We start from the raw sequence: 19,933 nt of genomic DNA on the forward strand, positions 1-19,933 counted from the left end.
CCACGGGGTGGCCGGGCGCGGGGTGGCCGGGCACGGCGGGCCCGCTCAGGCGAGGCGGGCGAGGACCTGGTCGGCGGCCACGGCGTCGCCGGGGGCGGCCGCGAGCTCCTCGACGGTCCCGGCCCGCGGGGCGGCGACGCGCGTCTCCGTCTTCATGGCCTCCAGCACGACGACGTCCTGGCCCGCCTCGACGGTCTCGCCCGCCGAGACCAGCCACGCGACGAGGGTGCCCGCGAAGGGGGCGGTGACGGCGCCGTCGTCGGCGGCGGCGGCGGGGCCCGGTGCGGGGGCGCCGGCCGGGGCGGAGCTCAGGGCGGCCGCGAGCGCGTCGGGCAGCCCGATGCGCACGCGGCGGCCGTCCACGTCCACGGTGAACCGGGTGCGGCCCTGCTCGCCCGCGCGCGCGTAGGCGGCGTCCGGGGTGAGCCGGTCCGTGAACTGCTCCTCGATCCAGGTGGTCCACACGCCCAGGCCGTCGCCCCCGGCGAAGGCCGGGTCGTCGAGGACGGCGCGGTGGAAGGGGGTGGTGGTGGCGACCCCCCGGACCTCCAGCTCGCGCAGGGCCGTGCGGGCGCGCACGAGGGCCTGCTCGCGGGTGGGAGCGCTGACCACGAGCTTGAGCAGGAGGGAGTCGAACGCCGTCGCCACGCGCGAGCCGCTGCGGATCCCCGAGTCCACGCGCACGCCCGGGCCCGTGGGGGCGTCGACGGCCTCGACGGTGCCGCCGGAGGGGAGGAAGCCGCGGCCCGGGTCCTCGGCGTTGATCCGGAACTCGAAGGCGTGCCCGCGCGCGGGCGGGGTCTCGAGGACGGGCAGCGCCTCGCCGGCGGCGACGCTCAGCTGCGCCTGCACGAGGTCCACGCCGTAGACCTGCTCGGTGATCGGGTGCTCGACCTGCAGGCGGGTGTTGACCTCGAGGAAGGAGATCAGCCCGTCCTCGGCCACGAGGAACTCCGCGGTGCCCACGCCGACGTAGCCGGCCTCCCGGAAGATGGCCGCGGCCGCCGCGTGGATGCGCTCCCGCTGGTCCTCGGTGAGGAAGGGGGCCGGGGCCTCCTCGACGAGCTTCTGGTGCCGGCGCTGCAGGGAGCAGTCCCGGGTGCCGAGGACGACGACGTGGCCGTGGGCGTCGGCCACCACCTGTGCCTCGACGTGGCGCGGGCGGTCCAGGAAGCGCTCGATGAAGCACTCCTCGCGCCCGAAGGCGCCCTTCGCCTCGCGGGCGGCGGAGGCGAAGGCCTCCTCGACGCCCTCCAGCTCGCGCACCACGCGCATCCCGCGCCCCCCGCCGCCGTGGGCGGCCTTGATGATCACCGGCAGCCCGTGCTCCTCGGCGAACGCGCGGGCCTCCGCCGGGGAGTCCAGCGGCCCGTCGCTGCCGGGCACGAGCGGGGCCCCGGCGCGGCGGGCGATCTCGCGCGCCGCGACCTTGTCGCCGAGCAGCGCGATCGTCCCGGGGGAGGGGCCGATCCAGGTCAGGCCCGCGTCGAGCACGGCCCGGGCGAAGCCGGCGTTCTCGGACAGGAAGCCGTAGCCCGGGTGCACGGCGTCGGCCCCGGCGCGGCGGGCGATCGCGAGGATCTTCCCGCCGTCCAGGTAGGTCTCGGTGGCCGAGCTGCCCTCGAGGGCGTGCGCCTCGTCGGCGAGGAGCACGTGCGGGGCGTCGGCGTCGGGGTCGGCGTAGACGGCCACGGAGGCCAGGCCCGCCTCGGCGCACGCCTTGACGACGCGGACGGCGATCTCGCCGCGGTTGGCGATCAGGACCTTGTGCACGGTTACGGCTCCTGGGAGGTGTCGGGGACGTCGGTGTCGAGCTCGATGTCGTCGAGCTCGGTGCCGAGCTCGGGCGCCGGGCAGCGGGTGAAGCGCAGCCGCTGCCCGGGGCGCAGCTGGGCGAGCACGGTGAGGTCCTCGGGGTGGACCACGCCGAGGACGGGATAGCCGCCGGTGGTGGGGGCGTCGCGCAGGAACACGACGGGCAGGCCGGAGGGCGGGACCTGGACGCTGCCGGGCACCGTGCCCTCGCTCGGCAGCTCCCCGGTCCGGGTCCGCTCGAGCGGTGCGCCGGTGAGCCGGGCGCCCACGCGGTCGGAGTCGGGGCTCAGCTGCCACTCCTGGGCGAGGAACGCCTCCACCGAGGAGGGCGGGAACCAGTCGTCACGGGGACCGGGCACCACGCGCACCGACGGCACCGCCGGGAGCCGGGGCTCCGGCGCGGGAGCCTGGACGGCCGTGCCGGGGTCCGCGCCGACCGGCAGGACGTCCCCGGCGGCCAGCGGCGCGGGGCCGAGGCCGGCGAGGGTGTCGGCCGAGCGGCTGCCCAGCACGGGGGGCACCGCGAGCCCGCCGCGCACGCCCACGTAGACGCGGGCGCCGGTCTCGACCGCGCCGACGACCAGCTGCTCGCCGTCGCGCAGGGCGAACGGGACGCCGTGGGCGGGCCGCCAGCCGGGGACCCCGGGGACGTCGAGGCTCGCCCGGGCGCCGGTCACCGCGAGGACCTGGTCCCCGGCGGCGGTGAGCGTCAGACGGCCCAGGAGGTTCTCCAGCACGGCGGCGTCCGGCCTGTTGCCGACGAGACGGTTGGCGGCGGCGGCCGCGACGTCGTCGAGGGCGCCCGAGGGGGCGACGCCCAGGGCGGCGGAGCCGGGGCGGCCGCGGTCCTGGACGAGGGTCTGCAGCCCGGGGGCCGCCACGACGAGGTGCGGCCCGGCGGCGGCGGGGGCCGGGGCGGCCGGCCGGGGCGGGAGCTCGACGAGCTCCCGCACGGGGCGGTAGCGCACCCGGTCCCCGGAGCGCAGCAGGGCCGGCTCGGCGCGGTCGATGTCGAACATGACCTCCGCGGTGCGGCCGATGAGCTGCCACCCGCCCGGGGAGCGGCGCGGGTAGACGGCCGAGAAGGGGCCCGCGAGCGCCACGGAGCCCGGCGGCACCGCGGTGCGCGGGGTCTCCCGCCGGGGGACGTCGAGCGCGCCGGAGCCGCCGACGCAGTAGAAGAAGCCGGGGGCGAAGCCCGCGAACGCCGCGGTCCACTCCTGCCCCGCGTGCGCCCGGACCACGCCGTCGGCGCCCAGGCCGGTGAGCTCCCCGACGGCCGCGAGGTCCTCGCCGTCGTAGACGACGTCGATGGTCACGACCCGCCCGCCGCCGGTCCCGGCGGCTCCGCGCGGGGCGGCGAGGGCGGCCGCGACGGTCCGGCGCAGCGCCGCGGGCGTGCTCGCGCGCACGACGACGGTCTGCGCACCGGCCACGCAGTCCACCAGGCCCGGCAGGCCGGCCGTGGTGAGGCGGGCGTGCAGGGCCACGGCGTCGTGCAGGTCCGCGCACTCCACCAGCGCGGCGAGCGGGCCCATCGGGCGCACCCGCCGGGCCGGCCCCTGCGGTTCCCGCGCTGCTTCCCGCCGCACCGCTCGCCCGCTCACAGGAAGCTGCGGACGTCGATGCCGGCGTCCTCCAGGGCGGCGCGCACCCGCTCGGCGATGGCCAGGGCCCCGGGGGTGTCGCCGTGCACGCAGATGCTCTCGGGCTCCACGGCCACGAGCGAGCCGTCGACCGCCTCGACGACGCCCTCCAGGGCCATCCGCACCACGCGCTCGGCGATCCGGTCGGGGTCGTGCAGCACGGCCCCGGCCTCGGTGCGGGGCACGAGCGTGGCCTGCGGGGTGTAGCCGCGGTCGGCGAAGGCCTCCTGGACCGTGCGCAGCCCGGCGGCACCGGCCTGGCGCTCGATCTCGGAGCCGGGCAGCACGAGCAGCGGGAGCCCGTCGTCGACGGCGCGCACGGCGTCGACGACGGCCCCCGCGTGCTCCTCGTGGTGGACGATCGCGTTGTAGAGGGCCCCGTGGGGCTTGACGTAGCCGACGCCCGTGCCGGCGGCGCGGGCGAGCGCCTGCAGGGCGCCGATCTGGTAGACGATCTGGTCCGTCAGCTCGGCCCGGGGGACCGCGATGAACCGGCGGCCGAAGCCCTTGAGGTCGTCGTAGGAGACCTGGGCGCCCACCGCCACGCCGTGCTCGGCGGCGACGGCGCACGTGCGGCGGGCGACGGTCGGGTCGCCGGCGTGGAAGCCGCAGGCCACGTTGGCGCTGCTGACCACGCCCAGGACGGCCTCGTCGCCCGCCATGGCCCACGCGGACAGGGACTCGCCGCAGTCCGCGTTGAGGTCGATCTCGGAGAGGGGCATGCTGTGCTCCTTGTCACGTCGGGAACTCCAGGATGCACCCTTCCGCGTGATTGTTCAACAATCCTTGCGCAACGTTCCGGCGTCCTAGACTCGCGGAGAGCGGCACCGCCGGCCGTTCCACCGGAGAGGGGAGGCCGCCGTGATCGCGGGGATCGAGACCGGGGGGACCAAGGTCCTGTGCGCCCTCGCGGCGGCGGAGGACCCGGCCGCCGTGCTGCACTCGGCGCGGATCGACACCACCACCCCGGAGCGGACCCTCGGTGCGGTCCGGGCGTTCCTGGCCGCGCACGCCGACGGACCGCTGGCGGCGGTCGGGCTGGCCTCCTTCGGGCCCGTCGTCGTCGACCCGTCCGCCGCGCGGTACGGGCGCATCACCGCCACGCCCAAGCCCGGCTGGCAGGACGTCGACCTGCTGGCGGGCCTCGGGCTGCGGGGCACGCCGACGGCGGTCGTCACCGACGTCACGGGCTCCGCGGTCGGCGAGCACCGGCTCGGGGCCGGCCGGGGCGTGCGCGACCTGGCCTACGTCACCGTGGGCACGGGCGTGGGCGCGGGCTTCCTGGTCGATGGCCGGCCGCTGTCCCGCCGGGCGCACCCCGAGGCCGGCCACCTCCTCGTGCGCCGCCACCCCGACGACCGGTACCCGGGGAGCTGCCCCTTCCACGGGGACTGCCTGGAGGGCCTCGCCGCCGGTCCGGCCGTCGCCGGGCGGTGGGGGCGGCCGGGCCCGGACCTGGGCGCGGACAGGGCGCGGGCGGTCGAGCTCGGCGCCCACTACGTGGCCCAGCTGCTGGCCGCCGTCACCTACACGGTCGCGCCCGAGCGGATCGTCCTCGGCGGGGGCGTGGCCAAGACGGAGGGCCTGCTGGAGGCGGCGCGGGCCGAGCTGGCCCGGCTCGTCGCGGGAGCCCTCGACGACCACCCCTGCGCCGATCCCGGCAGCGGGTACGTGGTGCGCCCGGAGCTGGGCGACGACTCCGGGGTCCGGGGCGCGCTCGCGCTCGCCCGCGACCTGCTCGGATGACCCTTGGGGGGCGGAGGCCTCGGGCCGGCGCCTATTCCCGGACGGCCCCCGCCGGGCCGGTGCGCAGGCCGAACCGCCACTGCGTGTGCGAGCGGTGGACCTGCCCCGGGCGCAGCACCGCGTCCGAGAGCCAGGGCCGGTTGGGGGAGTCGGGATGCGCCTGGGCCTCGAGAGCCACGCCGTCGCCCTGCCGGTACCTGCGCCCGGAGGTGCCCGGCGCGGTGCCGTCCAGGGAGTTGCCGGTGTACACCTGCAGGGCGGGGCGGTCCGTGAGCAGCTCCAGGTACCGTCCGCTCGCCGGGTGCTCCAGCAGCGCCGCCCGGCGCAGGCCCGAGCCCCGCAGGTGGAAGGAGTGGTCGATCCCGCCCACCGCGCTCACCTGCGGGTGGCCGCAGCGCACCCGCTCGCCCAGCCGTGCCGGGGCGGTCAGGTCGAACGGCGTGCCCGCCACGGCCGCCAGCCCGCCGAGGGGCAGGGAGTCCGGGCCCACCGGGAGGTAGTGGTCCGCCTCGACGAGCAGCAGGTGCTCGTCCACGGTCCCGGAGCCCTCGCCCGCGAGGTTGAAGTAGGCGTGGTTCGCAGGCCCCAGCACGGTCGGCGCATCGGTGCGCGCCTCCAGCTCGAGGGCCACGACGTCGTCCGCGACGGTGTACCGGGCCCGCAGGACGACCTCCCCGGGGAAGCCCTGGTCCCCGGCGGGGCTGACCAGCTCCAGGACCAGCGAGGTGCGGCTCGCGCGGACCGTCCGCCAGATCCGCCGGTGGAACCCGTCGGCCCCGCCGTGCAGGCAGGTCGGGCCCTCGTTGGCGCTGAGCGCGAAGTCCTCGCCGTCGAGGGCGAAGCGCGCGCCGCCGATCCGGTTGGCGTAGCGGCCCACGACCGAGCCCAGGTACGCGTCCGCGTGCTCGGCGTAGACGGACGCGTCGGGATGGCCCAGCACCACGTTCGTGCCGGTGCCGTCCGGACCGGGCACGCGCAGGGCCTGCACGGCGGCGCCGAGGTCGAGGACCCGCAGCTCCAGGCCGTTCGGCGCCGTGAGGGTGTGGACGGTGACCTCCCGGCCGTCGGGCAGCGTCCCGAAGGACCGGGGCCCGGGAGGCCCGGGCGCAGGGCGGGGCACGGTCCGGGCCGGCCTCACGCCCAGGCCCCGGTGCGGTCGCGCAGCTCCCGGTAGGCCTCCAGCACCTGCGGAGTGGGGTCGGCGCCGTACTCCTGGAGGCCGGGCAGCGCCCAGGCCGGGGGCTCGCCGGCGCCGGTGAGGGCCCAGGCCGCCTGCCGGGCGGCGCCCAGGGCCACGTACTCGCCCGGGGCGGGGACCAGGACGGGGCGGCCGAGCACGGCGGGGGCCAGCCGGCGCACCGCCTCGGACCGGGCCCCGCCGCCGATCAGGACGACCCGCTCCACGGTGGCGCCCGTGGCCCGTTCCAGCGCGGCCATCCCGTCGGCGAGCGAGCACAGCAGCCCCTCGACGCAGGCGCGCGCCACGTCCTCGCGCGTGGTGCGCGTGGACATCCCGTGCAGGGTCGCGCGGGCCCGCGGGCGGTTGGGCGTGCGCTCGCCGTCGAGGTAGGGCAGCAGGCTCACTCCGTGGGCCCCGGGTTCGCCGGCCAGGGCGAGGCGGGACAGCTCGTCGTGGTCGACGCCGAGCACGCGGGCGCCGAACTCCAGGACCCGCGCGGCGTTGAGGGTCGTGGCCATGGGCAGGTAGCGGCCGGTGGCGTCGGCGAACCCGGTGACCAGCCCGGTCGGGTCCGCCGCACGGGTCTCCGAGACCATGGCGGCCACCCCCGAGGTGCCGATCGACAGCGACACGTCCCCGGGCCCGAGGGCGACGCCCAGCGCCGCGGCCATGTTGTCCCCGGTGCCGGCGGCCAGCGCCGCCCCGTGGACGGTGCGGCCCATCACGGCGTCCGGGCGGGGGGCGAGCCCGGGCAGCGCGACGTCGTGGCCGAGCGCGCGGCGGGCGAGGTCCGGGCACCAGTCCCCGGTCCGGGGCGACCAGTACCCGGTGCCGGAGGCGTCGCCGCGGTCGGTGAAGAAGGAGGAGCGGTCCTCGTTGAGGTGCCACGAGAGGTAGTCGTGGGGCAGCAGCACCCGGTGGGTCCGGGCGGCGTTGCCGGGTTCGTGCTCGGCCATCCAGCGCAGCTTGGTGGAGGTCATGGACGCCACCAGCACGCTGCCGAGCTCCTCGGCGCACGCGGCCGGCCCGCCCATCTCCTCGACCAGGGCCTCGGCCTGGTCGGCGGAGCGGGTGTCGTTCCACAGGAGGGCGTCGCGCACGACGTCGTCGTGCTCGTCGAGGGCGACCATGCCGTGCTGCTGGCCCCCGACCGCCACGGCGGAGACCTCCTCGAGGAAGGGGCCGGCGGCGTCGTCGAGCGCCGCGAGCCAGGCGCGGGGGTCGACCTCGGTGCCCTCCGGGTGGGGGGCGCGGCGGGCGCCGAGGACCTCGCCGGTCTCTGCGTCGACCAGGAGCGCCTTGGTGGACTGGGTGGAGGAGTCGATGCCCAGGACGGTGGTGCGTGCCATGAAGGTCCTCGTCGAAGAACAGGTGCCGGGGCACCGCGGATGGGGGACGGGGGGCCGGGCGCGCGGGGTGCGCGCCCGGCCGGGCCCGCCGCCCGGGGCCGGGCGGCGGGCAGGGCCTCAGCCGCGGGCGCCCATGAGGTGCTCGACGGCGAGCTGGTGCAGGCGCACGAAGCCGTAGTTGCGCTCCGAGGGGCCGGTGAGGTCGAGGTCCTCGTAGGCACCGCGGTCGGCGAGGAAGGACTGCAGGTCCTCGCCCTCGGCGAGGGTCGGCTCGGCGAGCTCGAGGACCCCGGCCTGCTCCAGGGCCTCCTGGACCTCGGGGTCCTGGCGGAAGGCCACGGCACGCTCCTTGAGGGCGAGGTACATCCGCATGTTCGCGGCCGCGGAGTCCCACACGCCGTCGAGGTGCTCGGTGCGGGAGGGCTTGTAGTCGAAGTGGCGGGCGCCCTGGTAGGCCCCCGGCCTCGACGGGAAGCCGTTCTCGAGCAGGTCGACGGTGAAGAACGCGCTGATCAGGTTGCCGTGCCCGAAGACCAGGTCCTGGTCGTACATGGGCCCGTTCTGGCCGTTGAGGTCGATGTGGAAGAGCTTCTCGGCCCACAGCGCCTGGGCGAGGCCGTGCGTGTAGTTCAGGGTGGCCATCTGCTCGTGCCCGGTCTCGGGGTTCACGCCGACGACGTCGCCGTGCTCGAGGCGCTCGATGAACGCGAGGGCGTGGCCCACGGTGGGGAGGAAGATGTCGCCGCGGGGCTCGTTCGGCTTCGGCTCGAGGCCGATGCGCAGGTCGTAGCCCTGCGACTTGATGTAGCCGGCCACGGTGTCGATGCCCTCGGCGTAGCGCTCGAGGGCGGCGAGGAGGTCCTTGGAGGAGTCGTACTCGGAGCCCTCGCGCCCGCCCCACATCACGAACGTGGTGGCGCCCAGCTCGGCCGCGAGGTCGACGTTGCGCAGCACCTTGCGCAGCCCGTAGCGGCGGACCCGCCGGTCGTTGGAGGTGAAGGCGCCGTCCTTGAAGACCGGCTCGGCGAAGGTGTCGGTGGTGACCATCTCGCAGACCATACCGGTGTCGTCCATGGTCCGCTTCAGCTCCCCGATCAGCCGCTCGCGCTCGGCCTCGGTCGCGTCGAACGGGATGAGGTCGTTGTCGTGGAACGTGAAGCCCCACGCGCCGAGCTCCTTGAGCTTGCGCACCGAGGCGAGGGGGTCGAGGTCCGGGCGGGACGCGGTACCGAACTGGTCGCGGGCAGCCCAGCCGACGGTCCACAGGCCGAAGGAGAACCGATCCTCCGGGGAGGGCGTGAGGGAGGCTGCGAGGGAGGTGGCGGGAGCGGTGGTGGACATCGGAGGTCCTTTCTCACTATGGGTTAGTTACCGTTACTTACTATAGAGAGCGCGATAGTCTTGGGGAAGGGCCGCGCCGGAATTGCCGGCCGGCCCCGCCCCCGTGCGGGTCCCCCGGCCCGCGTCCCCTCGACCCGACGGAGAGATGCCCGTGCAGTCCACCGACCTGCGGGAGCACAACCTCTCCACCGTGCTCCGCGCCGTGGCGGAGGCCGACGGCCCCGTCTCGCGGGCGGGCCTCGCCAAGCGCAGCGGCCTCACCAAGCCGACCGTGTCCAAGCTGGTCCAGGAGCTGCTCGACGCGGGCCTGGTGGTGGAGGGCGCGCAGGCCGCCGGCGGAGCCGCCGGCCGACCGGTGATCCCGCTGAGCCTGGCGCGCGGGGGCGTGGCCGGGGTGGGCCTGGAGATCGCCGCGGACCACGTGGCGTGTCTCGTGACCGGCCTGGACGGGGAGGTGCTGCACGAGGGCTCACGGTTCGGCTCCTTCGTCGGCGCCCCGGTGGACGCCGTGGCCGGGGAGCTCGCGCACCTGCTCGACGAGGCCCTGGCGGCGGTGGCGCAGGCGCGCGTGGCGGGGGTCTGCGTCTCCGTCCCCGGGCGCCTGTCCACCGACCGGGAGACGGTGCTCTCCGCCCCCAACCTGGCCTGGCGGGCCGTGCCCCTGCTGGAGCGGCTGCGGCGGCTGCCGTCCTTCCGGGGCGCCCTGCTCACGGCCGGCAACGACAGCATGCTCGCGGCCGGCACGGAGGTGCTGCGCCGGCCCGGGGAGTCCTTCCTGTTCCTGCACGGGCAGACCGGGATCGGCGGCGCCGTGGTCCTCGAGGGCCGGATCCACCGCGGCGAGCACGGCTGGGCGGGGGAGCTGGGGCACGTGACGATCGAGCCCGGCGGACAGCCGTGCCGGTGCGGGCGGCGGGGCTGCCTGGAGGCCTACGTCAGCTACCACGCCCTGCGCGGGAGGACCGGGCTGCCCGAGGACGTGCGGATCGAGGACCTCGTGGAGGCCATGGCGCGGCGGCTGCACAGCCGGGAGGCCGTCGTGGAGATGCTCGGCCGCCCCCTCGGCGCCGTCCTGGCGAACGCGATGAACGTCCTGGACCTGTCCACGGTGGTGCTCTCCGGGTACTTCGGGCCCATCGCGCAGGAGCTGGAGCCCGTGCTGCGGGAGGTCGTCGAGGCCCACGCGCTCACGGCGGAGGCGGGGCCCGTCCGGATCGAGCAGGCCGCGGCCGACGACCGGCCCTCGCTGACCGGGGCGGCCACGACCGCCCTGGAGCCGATCTTCGCCTCCCCGGCGTGGTGGATCGCCCGCGGCTGAGGCCGGGCACGGCGACGGGGCCAGCTCGGTGCGAGCGGGCCCCGTCGCCGTGCCGTCCGGGCGGTGCCGGACGGCACGGGTCACCTCCGGAGCGCCGGGTGGTGCGCCAGGCGCGCCGCGCCGCCGGGGCCGGCCTCGGCCAGCGTCCGCTGCAGGGCGTAGTAGGCGGGCTTGCGCTCGTAGTCGCCCTCCATGGTCAGGGCGTCGCCGTAGCCCGGGAAGGTGTTCGGCACCCAGGAGTGCTCGTCCAGGGCGCCCCACACGGTGAAGGAGTTGCAGTCCTCCACGGCCAGGCACGCGCTGAGCGCGCTGCGGAACCACTCCGCCTGCTTCTGCCGCAGCTCCTCGCTCATCAGGCCGTCCGCCCCGACCGGGCCGCGGACGTCCATCTCCGTGACGGCCGTCTCCAGCCCGAGGTCGTCGAAGCGCTGCAGGTTGGCCTGCATCCGCCCGTCGAAGCCGTACTGCAGGCCGAGGTGGGTCTGCATGCCGAAGCCGTGGACGGGCACGCCCTGGGCGAGCAGGTCCTGGATCAGGGCGTAGTAGGCGTCGGCCTTCGCGTTGGTCCCCTCGACGTTGTAGTCGTTGAAGAACAGCTTGGCCTCCGGGTCCGCCTCGTGCGCCCAGCGGAAGACGTCCCCGATGATCGACGGGCCCAGCTCCCGCAGCCAGATGTTGTCCTGCGTGCGCAGCTGCCCGCTGTCGTCGAAGATCTCGTTGGCGACCTCCCACTGCTGGATGCGGCCCGCGTAGCGGCCGACCACGGTCTGCACGTGGTCTTTGAGGATGGCGCGCAGCTCCTCCGGGGTGTAGTTGCCGTTCTCGAGCCAGTCGGGGTTCTGGCTGTGCCAGAACAGGGTGTGCCCGCGCACGACCTGCCCGTTGGCCTCGGCGAAGTCGACGATGTCGTCGGCGGGGCCGAAGTCGTAGACGCCCGGCTCGGGGTGGACGAACTCCCACTTCATCTGGTTCTCGGGGGTGAGGGAGCTGAACTCGGCGGCCAGGACGGAGCGGTACCGCGGGTCGGACGGGAACGGCTCGGGGTAGTCGGCCGTCGTGTGGTGGCCGCCGCCCGCCACAGCGCTGCCGATGTGGAAGTCCTTCGGGGCGTTCCAGCGCAGGGTGTCCTGCTTCGCCAGGCCGGGGGGCGTGGCGCCGGGGTCGGCCACCGCGGCCTGGGGGAGCGCGGTGAGGGACAGGGCGGCGAGGGCCGTGGCGGCGCCGGTGCGCAGGAGGGCTGTTCGCGTGGTCATCTCGGGGTCCGTTCTGTGGGGGAGGGGATGGTGCGGGGAGAACGAGGGGAACGAGGGGAACGAGGGGATGGGGGAAGCGGGGTGCTCAGGCCGTCCCGACCGGGGCGGTGAGGGCGGTGGAGACCGGCGTGGTGAGGACGCGCTCGACGTCCTCGACGTCGCGCACCTCGCCGGTGATGGCGAAGGAGGCCTCCAGGGGCAGGTCCTCGCTGGAGGAGCCCACGCGCACGACGATCTCGCCGGGCTCGACGACCCGCCGCATGTCCCGGCCGGTGAACGCGGTGCGGTCGGCGTGGACGGTGAACACCACCCGGGCGCTCGCGCCCGGGTCGAGGGCGATCTTGGCGAAGCCGGCGAGGAACTTCACGGGCCGCACCACCTGCGCCACCGGATCGGACAGGTAGAGCTGGACGACCTCCTGGCCGGCCCGGCCGGAGGTGTTGGTGACGGTCACGGCGACCTGCACCTCGCCGTCGGTGGCGATCTCCGTCGCGGAGAGCTCCAGGTCGGCGTATGCGAAGCGCGAGTAGCCGATGCCGTGGCCGAAGGGGTACAGGGGCCGGGGGTCGAGGTTGGACACGCCCTCCGACCAGCCGCCCAGCGGCGGGGCCAGGTAGGTCCCCGGCTGGCCCCCGACGTGGCGGGGGATCCCGACGGGCAGCCGGCCCGAGGGGTTGACCCGGCCCGAGAGCACCCCGGCCACGGCGTGACCGCCCTCCTCGCCGGGCATGAACGCCTGCACCACGGCGGCGCAGCGGCCGTCGAACGCGCCGATGCTGTACGGGCGGCCCGTGATCAGCACGAGCACCACCGGGGTGCCGGTGGCCAGCACCGCCTCGACCAGCTCGGCCTGCCGGCCCGGCAGGGACAGGTCGACGACGTCGCAGCCCTCCCCGGAGGTCCCGGTGCCGAACAGCCCGGCGAGGTCGCCGACGGTCACGACTGCGACGTCGGCGGCCTCGGCGGCCGCGACGGCCTCCGCGATGCCGCTGACGTCCGGGTCGGTGAAGTCGACGCCGCGGGCGTGGCGCAGCTCGACGTCCTGCCCGGCGAACTCCTCGGCGAGCGCGTCGACCACGGAGGTGATCTCGATGCCGGTGCCGCCCTCGCCGAAGCGGGACAGGACGTGGTTGGTGAAGCTGTAGCAGCCCAGGAAGGACCGGGGCTGGGCGGCGCTCGGGCCGATCACGGCGACGCGGCGCGGTCCGGCCAGCGGCAGGACGCCCTCGTTTTTCAGCAGCACGACCGACTCCTCGGCCATCCGCCGGGCCAGCGCGCGGTTGGCCGGGGAGTCGAGGTCGACGGCCTCGCCCGCGGCGGCGGGGTCGAAGCCCTCGTCCAGCAGGCCCAGCTCGACCTTCTGGGTGAGCACCCGGCGCACGGCGCGGTCCAGCACGGACTCCTCGAGCCCGCCCTCGCGCACCGCGGCGGCGAGGTCGGCGAAGCACCCGGTCTCCGGCAACTCGACGTCCATCCCGGCGGCCAGCGAGCGGATCCCGGCCTCCCGGGCGCTCCCGGCCACACGGTGCATCGACTCCAGGAAGCTCACGGCCCAGTAGTCGGAGACGACCGTGCCCTCGAAGCCCCACCTCTCCCGCAGCAGCCCGGTGAGCAGCTCGGGGTCGGCCGCGGGGGGCACGCCGTCGACGTCGGCGTAGGAGTTCATGACCGCGCCGGCCCGCCCCAGCTTCACGGCCATCTCGAAGGGGACGAGCACGACGTCGCGGAACTCGCGGGGGCCGATCGAGACGGGGGCGTGGTTGCGCCCGGCACGGGAGGCCGAGTAGCCGGCGAAGTGCTTGAGGGTCGCGACGACGCCCGCCTCCTGGAGGCCGCGGACGTACTCGGTGGTCACGGAGCCGACGAGGTAGGGGTCCTCGCCCACGGTCTCCTCCACGCGGCCCCACCGGTAGTCGCGCACCACGTCGAGCACGGGGGAGAGGCCGAGGTGGACGCCGACGGCCTGCATGTCGGTGCCGATGCGCCGGGCCATCTCCCGGACGAGCGCGGGGTCGAAGGCCGCGCCCCACGCGATCGCGGCGGGGTAGCAGGTGGCGCCGAGGGTGGTGAACCCGGTGAGGCACTCCTCGTGGGCGATTGCGGGGATCCCGAGCCGGGAGGTGGCCACGACCTGGCCCTGCAGGGTGCGCAGGTGCTCGACGCCCTCGGCGGAGGAGACCGGCGCGCTGCCGAAGGCCCGGGTGATGTGGCCGAGGCCGTGGGCGATGGCCGCCTCGAAGGTGGAGCGGTCCCCGGCGAAGGCGGCCTCCATCGGGGCGGCGCCGGGGGCCGCGTCCTCGGGGTCCGGGCGCAGCCAGTAGCTGCCGAGCTGGCCGGCCTTCTCCTGGAGGGTGAGCTCCTGCAGGAGGGCGTCGACGCGTTCGGCGACCGGGCGGGAGGGGTCGTTCCAGGGCTGGGTCACGGGTCGGTCTGTCATGGGCTTCTTTCGTGGAGGGGCGGGACGGTCACTTGCCGAAGCCGGCGGTGAGGCCGGCGACGAGCTGGCGCCGCCCGAAGACGTAGAGGACGAGGATGGGCACCGCCGAGAGGACGACGGCGGCGAGCACCGCGGGGATGTCCGCCTGGAACTCCCCCTGGTACGTCCACAGGGACAGGGGCAGGGTGCGGCGGTCGGCGCTCTGGGTGAGGATCAGCGGGAACAGGAAGTTGTTCCAGCTGTTGAGCGCGTTGTAGACCGCCACCGTGGTGACGGCGGGCATGCTGAGCGGCAGGACGAGGGAGCGGAAGATCTTCCAGTGCCCGGCGCCGTCGAGGGTCATCGACTCGTAGAGCTCGTTGGGGACGTCGCGCATGAAGTTCGTGAGGATCAGGACGGTGATCGGGATCCCCGAGGCGATGCCCGGCAGCACGAGTGCCGCGAGGGTGTCGTAGAGCCCCAGCTGGATGATGATCAGGTAGATCGGGATGATCGTGGCCTGGATCGGGATGGCGATGCCCAGCAGGAACAGCCGGTTGGAGAGCACCGCCACCGCTGAGCGGCTGCGCACGATCACGTAGGACGCGAGCAGGGACAGGAACACGATGCCGGCCACGGTGCACACCACCACGACCAGGCTGTTCGTGAAGTACCGGACGAAGTCGTTCTCCAGCACCGCGGCGTACGGCGCGAAGGTCGGGGCCGAGGGCACCAGGGGGTTCGTGGAGTAGTAGTCGGAGCGCGGCTTCGTGCTCGTGATGACCATGTAGTAGATCGGCACGATGATGGCGGCCAGCCACAGCCACCCGCCGACCGCCGCCGGGATGTTGCGGGTGGTGAGACGTGAGGTCATGGGACTAGGCACCTTCCGCCTGGCTCTCCATCCGGTCGGCGCCGGAGAGCTTCTGGAGACCGAGGGACAGGGCGAGGCCGACGACGACGAGGATCACCGCGAGAGCGCTGGCCTCGCCCATCTGGTTGCTGCGGAAGCCGGTGAGGTACATGTCCAGCGGCAGGATCCGCGTCGCCGTGCCGGGTCCTCCGCCGGTGAGGCTGAAGACCAGGTCGAAGTAGGTCAGGGAGCCCACGAGCATCAGGGTCGACGACGTCACGACCGTGTACTTCAGCTGCGGGAGCGTGATGGAGAAGAACTGCCGCACCGTCCCGGCCCCGTCGAGCGTCGCCGCCTCGTACATCGTCTGCGGGATCTGCCGCACCCCGGCCTGGTAGAGCAGGGAGTGGAACGGGATGAAGGACCAGGAGATGACGAACACGGCCACGTAGAACGCGAGGTCCGGGGACCCCAGCCAGTCCTGCCGCAGGAACGCGGCGTCGAACGCCTTCGACAGCCCGAAGTTGGGGTCGAGCAGGGCCTTGAAGGCGATGCCGATCGCGGCGGCCGAGAAGAGCATGGGCAGGAAGTACAGCACCGAGAGGAACTCGCGGTACCGCTGGCGCCCGGCCATGAACACGCCCAGCAGGAGGCTCAGCGGGAACTGCACCGCGTAGCTGAGCAGTGTCATCTTCAGCGTCAGCCACATGGCGTCGCGGGAGACGGGGTCGTCGAAGACCGCGGCCCAGTTGTCGAGCCCCGTCCACGCAGGGGTGCCCAGCCCGTCCCACTGCATGAAGGACAGGACGAACACCCCCAGCAGCGGCCCGAGGGAGAACAGGCCGAAGAAGACGAGGGCCGGGGCCAGGAGCCAGCCACTGGGCCGCGCCCCCGTCCGGGACGCCCGCCTGGCCGGTACCCGCATCAGCATCACAGCGTCCCGTTCATCGCGGACTGGAACTCGGCCGGGGTCTTCTCCCGCTGGAACACCTGGCTGAGGTTGGTCAGGAGCGCCTGCGCCTGCTCGGCGGGCAGCGCCTGGTCCCAGGAGAGCTGGAAGTGCGGGGCGTCCTGGACCATCGAGTAGGCGAACCGCAGGTACTCGGGGTGCTCCGTCGCGGCGATCCGGTCCTCGACCCCGTCGACCGCGGGGATGAGCCCGGCGCCGAAGAGGGTGTCGACGGCCGTGTCGTCGAGGTTCATCTCGTTGAGGTAGCGGAACGCGATGTCCTGCTGCTCCTGGCTCGCGTCGGCGGACACGGCCCAGAAGTTCGCCGGGTTGCCCACGATGTTCTTCGGGTCGCCCTTCCCGCCCTCGACCGTCGGGAACGCGGCGTAGCCGAGGTTGCCCTCGGCGGTCCACTCGGGGGCGTCGGTGAGGAAGCTGGTGTACACCCAGCTGCCGTGCAGCATCATGGCCGCCTGGTCGGTGTGCACGAGGGCGACGTCGGCGCTCGCGTCGGCCACCACCGAGCCGTAGGCCTCGCCGAAGCCGCCGGCCGCGACGAGCTCCTGGATCCTCTCCAGGGCCTCCTTGATCGCAGGCTCCGACCACGCGTCCGGCTTGCCGTCCACGACCGCCTGGAACGCCTCCGGGCCGCCGATCCGGTCGGTCAGGTACTGGATCCACATCAGGTACGGCCACTGGCTGGCGCCGGCCACGGAGATCGGGGTGATCCCCGCGGCCTTGAACTTCTGCACCGCGTCCATCAGCTCGTCCCAGGTGGCGGGGGGCTCGACGCCCTGCTCCTCGAAGAGCTTGGTGTTGTAGTAGAGGATGACCGGCTGGGTGTTGTTGTTCGGGACGGCGTAGAGCTTCCCGCCGACCATGCCGGTCTCCAGGACGGAGTCGAGGGCGCGCTCCTCCATCTGCGGGACCTTCCCGGTGAGCTCGACGACGTTGCCGTTCTCCACGTAGTCCTTCAGCCCGTCGCCGCCCCAGCCGTAGATCAGGGTGGGGGCGTTGCCGGAGCCGACGCTGGTGCGGATCTTCTCCTTGAAGGCGTCGTTGGCGAAGTACTCCGCCGCGATCCGCGCGTCCTGGTGCGCGTCGTTCCACGCCTGGAACGACGCGCGGAACATGTCCTCGGCTCCTCCGGTGAGGGTCCACGCGGTGGCCCCGGTGCCCCCGGCGCCGGCGGGCCGGGCGCCGCCGCCGCACCCGGCGAGGGCCACGGCCGCGGCCCCGGCGAGGGCGAAGCGGCCCAGCGAGCGCCGCGAGAGGGGGGTCCGGGCCACGTCGGCGAAGGAGGAGCGAGAGGTACGGGAAGTCGTCATGGCGATGTCCTCGTCGTTGAGTGGGGCATTGCAGTTTCGAAACGTTTCGAATACTGTTTCGTTGCAAGCAGAGTAGGTGGGGCCTTCCCCGGTCGTCAATAGTCCTCTGTGATCTGGATTACGGGAATCGGTCGGCCGAAAAGTTTCGCCCATCAGCGCGGCGGCACGAGACCCCCCGGCCCCGAACGAGGAGACTGATGCCATGAAGAGGACGACGCTGACCGAGGTGGCCGTCCACGCGGGAGTCTCCAAGGGGACCGTCTCGAAGGTGCTCAACGGGCGTCCGGACGTGGGCGAGAGCACCCGGGAGAAGGTCCGCGCCGCCGCGGCCGCGCTGGGCTACACCGCGGCGGCGAGCAGGCAGCCGCGCGCGGCGATCGTGCTGGTCTTCGACACCCTGGAGAGCAACTACTCGCTGCAGGTCATGGCGGGCGCCGTCGACGCCTGCGGGCGCGCCGGCGCCGACCTGCTGCTCAACACGCTGCCCGCCCTCGAGAAGGGGGACGTCCCGCCGTTCTCGGAGGAGTGGTTCGCCCACTGCGGGCGGGACGGGGCCACCGCGGTCATCGCGGTGACCACGCCGCTGGGCGAGGAGCAGATCGCGGCGGCCGCGCGGGCGCGCGTGCCGCTGCTCGCGATCGACCCGGTGAACAGCCTCCCGCCGGCCGTGCCCAGCATCGGGTCGACGAACTGGGCCGGGGGGCTGGAGGCGACGAACCACCTGATCGGGCTCGGCCACCGACGGATCGGGCACCTGCGCGGGCCGGAGGGCTCCGTCCCGGCGGGCGAGCGGCTCGCGGGCTACCGCAGCGCCCTGGAGGCCGCCGGCATCGCCTACGACCCGGCGCTCGTGGTGGGGGACGGCTTCAGCTACGAGGACGGCTTCGGGTCCGCCGTGCACCTGCTGGGCCTCGAGCCGCGTCCCACCGCCCTGTTCGCGGCGTCCGACGAGGCCGCCCTCGGGGCCTTCGAGGCGGCGCGGCAGGCGTCCCTGCAGATTCCCGCGGACCTGAGCGTGGTGGGCTTCGACGACACCCTCGTGGCACGGTGGGCGTCGCCGAAGCTGACCACCGTGCGCCAGCCCCTGCAGGCCATGGGCGAGATGGCCGTGGAGCGGGCGCTGGGCATGCTCACCGGGTCCTCCCGGCGGGCCCACCCCATCCAGCTGCAGACCTCCCTCGTGGAACGGGCCTCCACCGCGCCCCTGTGAGGCCGCCGGGCGGGCCCGGCGGGGCTACTCCCGGATGAGACGGGCCCGTCCGGCCTGCCAGCCGAAGACGGCGGCCAGCGTGCCGACCACCGCGAACAGGGCCCCCGCGGCCGCGAAGCCGCCGGTCGCGTGCAGCAGCTGCCCGACCAGGAAGGTGCCGGAGGAGCCCAGGCCGTAGCCGACGCCCTGCATCATCCCCGACAGCCGCACGGCCATGGCGGGGCTGCGGGTGCGCAGGGCGATCATCGTCAGGGCCACGGCCGTCAGGGCGCCCTGGCCCAGCCCCAGCAGGCCGGTCCACACCCAGATCAGCGGGAGGGGCCCGAAGATCGACAGCACGAAGCCGCCGCCGGCCATCAGGGCGAGCGCGGCGTTGAGCACCCGCTGGTCGCGCAGCCGCACGGCCAGCGCCGGGGCGAACAGGGAGCCCGTCATCTGCAGCACGATGGACACCGCCACGATCAGCCCCGCAGTGGCCCCGTCGATCCCGCGGTCCCGCAGGATGGGGGCGAGCCAGGCGAAGACGCTGAAGGACATCATGGCCTGGAAGACCATGAACCCGGTGACCTGCCAGGCCACCGGGGAGCGCCACGGGCCCGGCCCTCCGCCGGCCGGTGCCCCTGGTGCTGCCGCCCGGTGGCGGGCCGCCACCGGGACCAGCAGGGCCACGACGGCCACGGCCGGCACCGCCCACAGCGCCAGCGACGCCCGCCAGGACCCGGTCGCCTGGAGCGCCGGGTAGGTCAGGCCCGCCCCGAGGGCCGCGGAGGCGCAGATGGCGGTGGTGTAGAGCCCGCTCATCAGCCCGAGGCGGTGGGTGAAGTCGCGCTTGACGAGCGAGGGCAGCAGCACGTTGCCCAGGGCGATCGCGGCCCCGCACGCGACCGTCCCGGCCAGCAGCAGCGGCACGGCACCCGCCCCCGGCAGGGGCAGCCCGCGGAGGGCCAGCCCCAGGGCGAGCAGCGCCATGGCGCCCAGCAGCACGTGCTCCGCCCCGAACCGGCGGGCCAGCCGCGGGGCGAGGGGGGCGAAGACCCCGAGCAGCGTCACCGGGGCCGTGGTCAGGGCGGTGACCGCCCAGGACGGCAGGCCGGCGGCGGCGGTGATCTCCGGCAGGATCGCGGAGAAGCTCGAGAAGACCGTGCGCAGGTTCAGCCCGACCAGGACCACGCACACCCCCAGGTGGACCAGCGCCCGGCGGGACGGGGGGACGGCGTGCTGGTCGGCGTGCGGGGTCTGCACTGGACGGTCTCCTCCTGGCTCGCTCGCGGTCCGGGCGGGCACGACGTCGGCTCCCCGGGCAGGCTCCAGAGTACGTCGGCGACCGCGCGGGCTCCCGTCAGGCGCTCTCGCGCCGCACGATCCGGCCGGCGGCGTGCTCGTCCCGGCCACGACCTCCAGGCCGGGCGTGTCGACCGCGGCGCCGCAGCCGGCGCCGCAGCCGGCGCGGCGTGCCGCCGCGGCGGCTGCGGGGGAACTGCTCGGCCGGGGTGGTCCGGTCCGGGTGCGGCCGTGCGCGACGGGGGCCC

The 19,933-nt window shown here is 74.8% G+C and carries 15 protein-coding genes; 3 read left to right on the top strand and 12 right to left on the bottom strand.

Annotation, left to right across the window (positions count from 1 at the left end):
• Positions 1–45: 45 nt before the first annotated feature.
• From ACYSMR_RS10250 to ACYSMR_RS10260, 3 genes are all read right to left on the bottom strand, one after another.
• Positions 46–1,773 (bottom strand): acetyl/propionyl/methylcrotonyl-CoA carboxylase subunit alpha, encoded by a 1,728-nt coding sequence (locus ACYSMR_RS10250; RefSeq protein ID WP_461745039.1) that lies wholly within the window; start codon positions 1,771–1,773, stop codon positions 46–48.
• A gap of 2 nt (positions 1,774–1,775) precedes the next feature.
• Complete coding sequence (locus ACYSMR_RS10255; protein ID WP_461745041.1) at positions 1,776–3,353, bottom strand: 5-oxoprolinase subunit B/C family protein; 1,578 nt, start codon at positions 3,351–3,353, stop codon at positions 1,776–1,778.
• Between the two features lie 65 nt (positions 3,354–3,418).
• Positions 3,419–4,183 (bottom strand): LamB/YcsF family protein, encoded by a 765-nt coding sequence (locus tag ACYSMR_RS10260; protein WP_461745043.1) that lies wholly within the window; start codon positions 4,181–4,183, stop codon positions 3,419–3,421.
• Between the two features lie 139 nt (positions 4,184–4,322).
• Here ACYSMR_RS10260 and ACYSMR_RS10265 point away from each other — a divergent pair, with 139 nt between their 5' ends.
• Positions 4,323–5,207: an ROK family protein gene (locus ACYSMR_RS10265; RefSeq protein WP_461745044.1), complete on the top strand. Its 885-nt coding sequence runs from the start codon at positions 4,323–4,325 to the stop codon at positions 5,205–5,207.
• Positions 5,208–5,238: 31 nt separating this feature from the next.
• On the opposite strand, the gene ACYSMR_RS10270 is transcribed toward ACYSMR_RS10265, so the two are convergent.
• The 3 genes from ACYSMR_RS10270 to xylA all read right to left on the bottom strand — a co-directional run bounded on the left by ACYSMR_RS10270 (position 5,239) and on the right by xylA (position 9,077).
• Positions 5,239–6,327: an aldose epimerase family protein gene (locus ACYSMR_RS10270; RefSeq protein WP_461745046.1), complete on the bottom strand. Its 1,089-nt coding sequence runs from the start codon at positions 6,325–6,327 to the stop codon at positions 5,239–5,241.
• 14 nt (positions 6,328–6,341) lie between these two features.
• On the bottom strand, positions 6,342–7,736 hold the full coding sequence (xylB, locus tag ACYSMR_RS10275) for a xylulokinase (protein WP_461745048.1): 1,395 nt from the start codon (positions 7,734–7,736) through the stop codon (positions 6,342–6,344).
• Between the two features lie 117 nt (positions 7,737–7,853).
• A complete protein-coding gene (gene xylA / locus ACYSMR_RS10280) occupies positions 7,854–9,077 on the bottom strand; it encodes a xylose isomerase (RefSeq protein ID WP_461745050.1) in 1,224 nt (407 codons plus the stop codon).
• A gap of 145 nt (positions 9,078–9,222) precedes the next feature.
• Here xylA and ACYSMR_RS10285 point away from each other — a divergent pair, with 145 nt between their 5' ends.
• Positions 9,223–10,395 (top strand): ROK family transcriptional regulator, encoded by a 1,173-nt coding sequence (locus ACYSMR_RS10285; RefSeq protein WP_309126478.1) that lies wholly within the window; start codon positions 9,223–9,225, stop codon positions 10,393–10,395.
• A gap of 80 nt (positions 10,396–10,475) precedes the next feature.
• Here the strand turns inward: ACYSMR_RS10285 and ACYSMR_RS10290 are convergent, their stop codons facing one another.
• The 5 genes from ACYSMR_RS10290 to ACYSMR_RS10310 all read right to left on the bottom strand — a co-directional run bounded on the left by ACYSMR_RS10290 (position 10,476) and on the right by ACYSMR_RS10310 (position 17,194).
• Complete coding sequence (locus ACYSMR_RS10290) at positions 10,476–11,648, bottom strand: endo-1,4-beta-xylanase (RefSeq protein WP_461745053.1); 1,173 nt, start codon at positions 11,646–11,648, stop codon at positions 10,476–10,478.
• Between the two features lie 85 nt (positions 11,649–11,733).
• Positions 11,734–14,085, bottom strand: coding sequence for a glycoside hydrolase family 3 N-terminal domain-containing protein (locus ACYSMR_RS10295; protein WP_461745055.1), 2,352 nt, complete (start codon positions 14,083–14,085; stop codon positions 11,734–11,736).
• Between the two features lie 28 nt (positions 14,086–14,113).
• The gene (locus ACYSMR_RS10300) at positions 14,114–14,938 is read right to left on the bottom strand and encodes a carbohydrate ABC transporter permease (protein WP_251332236.1); all 825 of its coding nucleotides are present in this window, start codon (positions 14,936–14,938) and stop codon (positions 14,114–14,116) included.
• 4 nt (positions 14,939–14,942) lie between these two features.
• Positions 14,943–15,848: a carbohydrate ABC transporter permease gene (locus ACYSMR_RS10305; protein ID WP_461745058.1), complete on the bottom strand. Its 906-nt coding sequence runs from the start codon at positions 15,846–15,848 to the stop codon at positions 14,943–14,945.
• On the bottom strand, positions 15,848–17,194 hold the full coding sequence (locus tag ACYSMR_RS10310; RefSeq protein ID WP_309125718.1) for an extracellular solute-binding protein: 1,347 nt from the start codon (positions 17,192–17,194) through the stop codon (positions 15,848–15,850). Before ACYSMR_RS10310 ends, ACYSMR_RS10305 begins: the two co-directional genes overlap by 1 nt.
• A gap of 202 nt (positions 17,195–17,396) precedes the next feature.
• Between ACYSMR_RS10310 and ACYSMR_RS10315 the strand changes: the two genes are divergently transcribed.
• Positions 17,397–18,404: a LacI family DNA-binding transcriptional regulator gene (locus ACYSMR_RS10315; RefSeq protein ID WP_461745061.1), complete on the top strand. Its 1,008-nt coding sequence runs from the start codon at positions 17,397–17,399 to the stop codon at positions 18,402–18,404.
• A gap of 24 nt (positions 18,405–18,428) precedes the next feature.
• On the opposite strand, the gene ACYSMR_RS10320 is transcribed toward ACYSMR_RS10315, so the two are convergent.
• Complete coding sequence (locus ACYSMR_RS10320; RefSeq protein ID WP_461745063.1) at positions 18,429–19,646, bottom strand: MFS transporter; 1,218 nt, start codon at positions 19,644–19,646, stop codon at positions 18,429–18,431.
• Positions 19,647–19,933: the final 287 nt, after the last annotated feature.

This window comes from Kocuria sp. U4B (genome assembly GCF_054875615.1).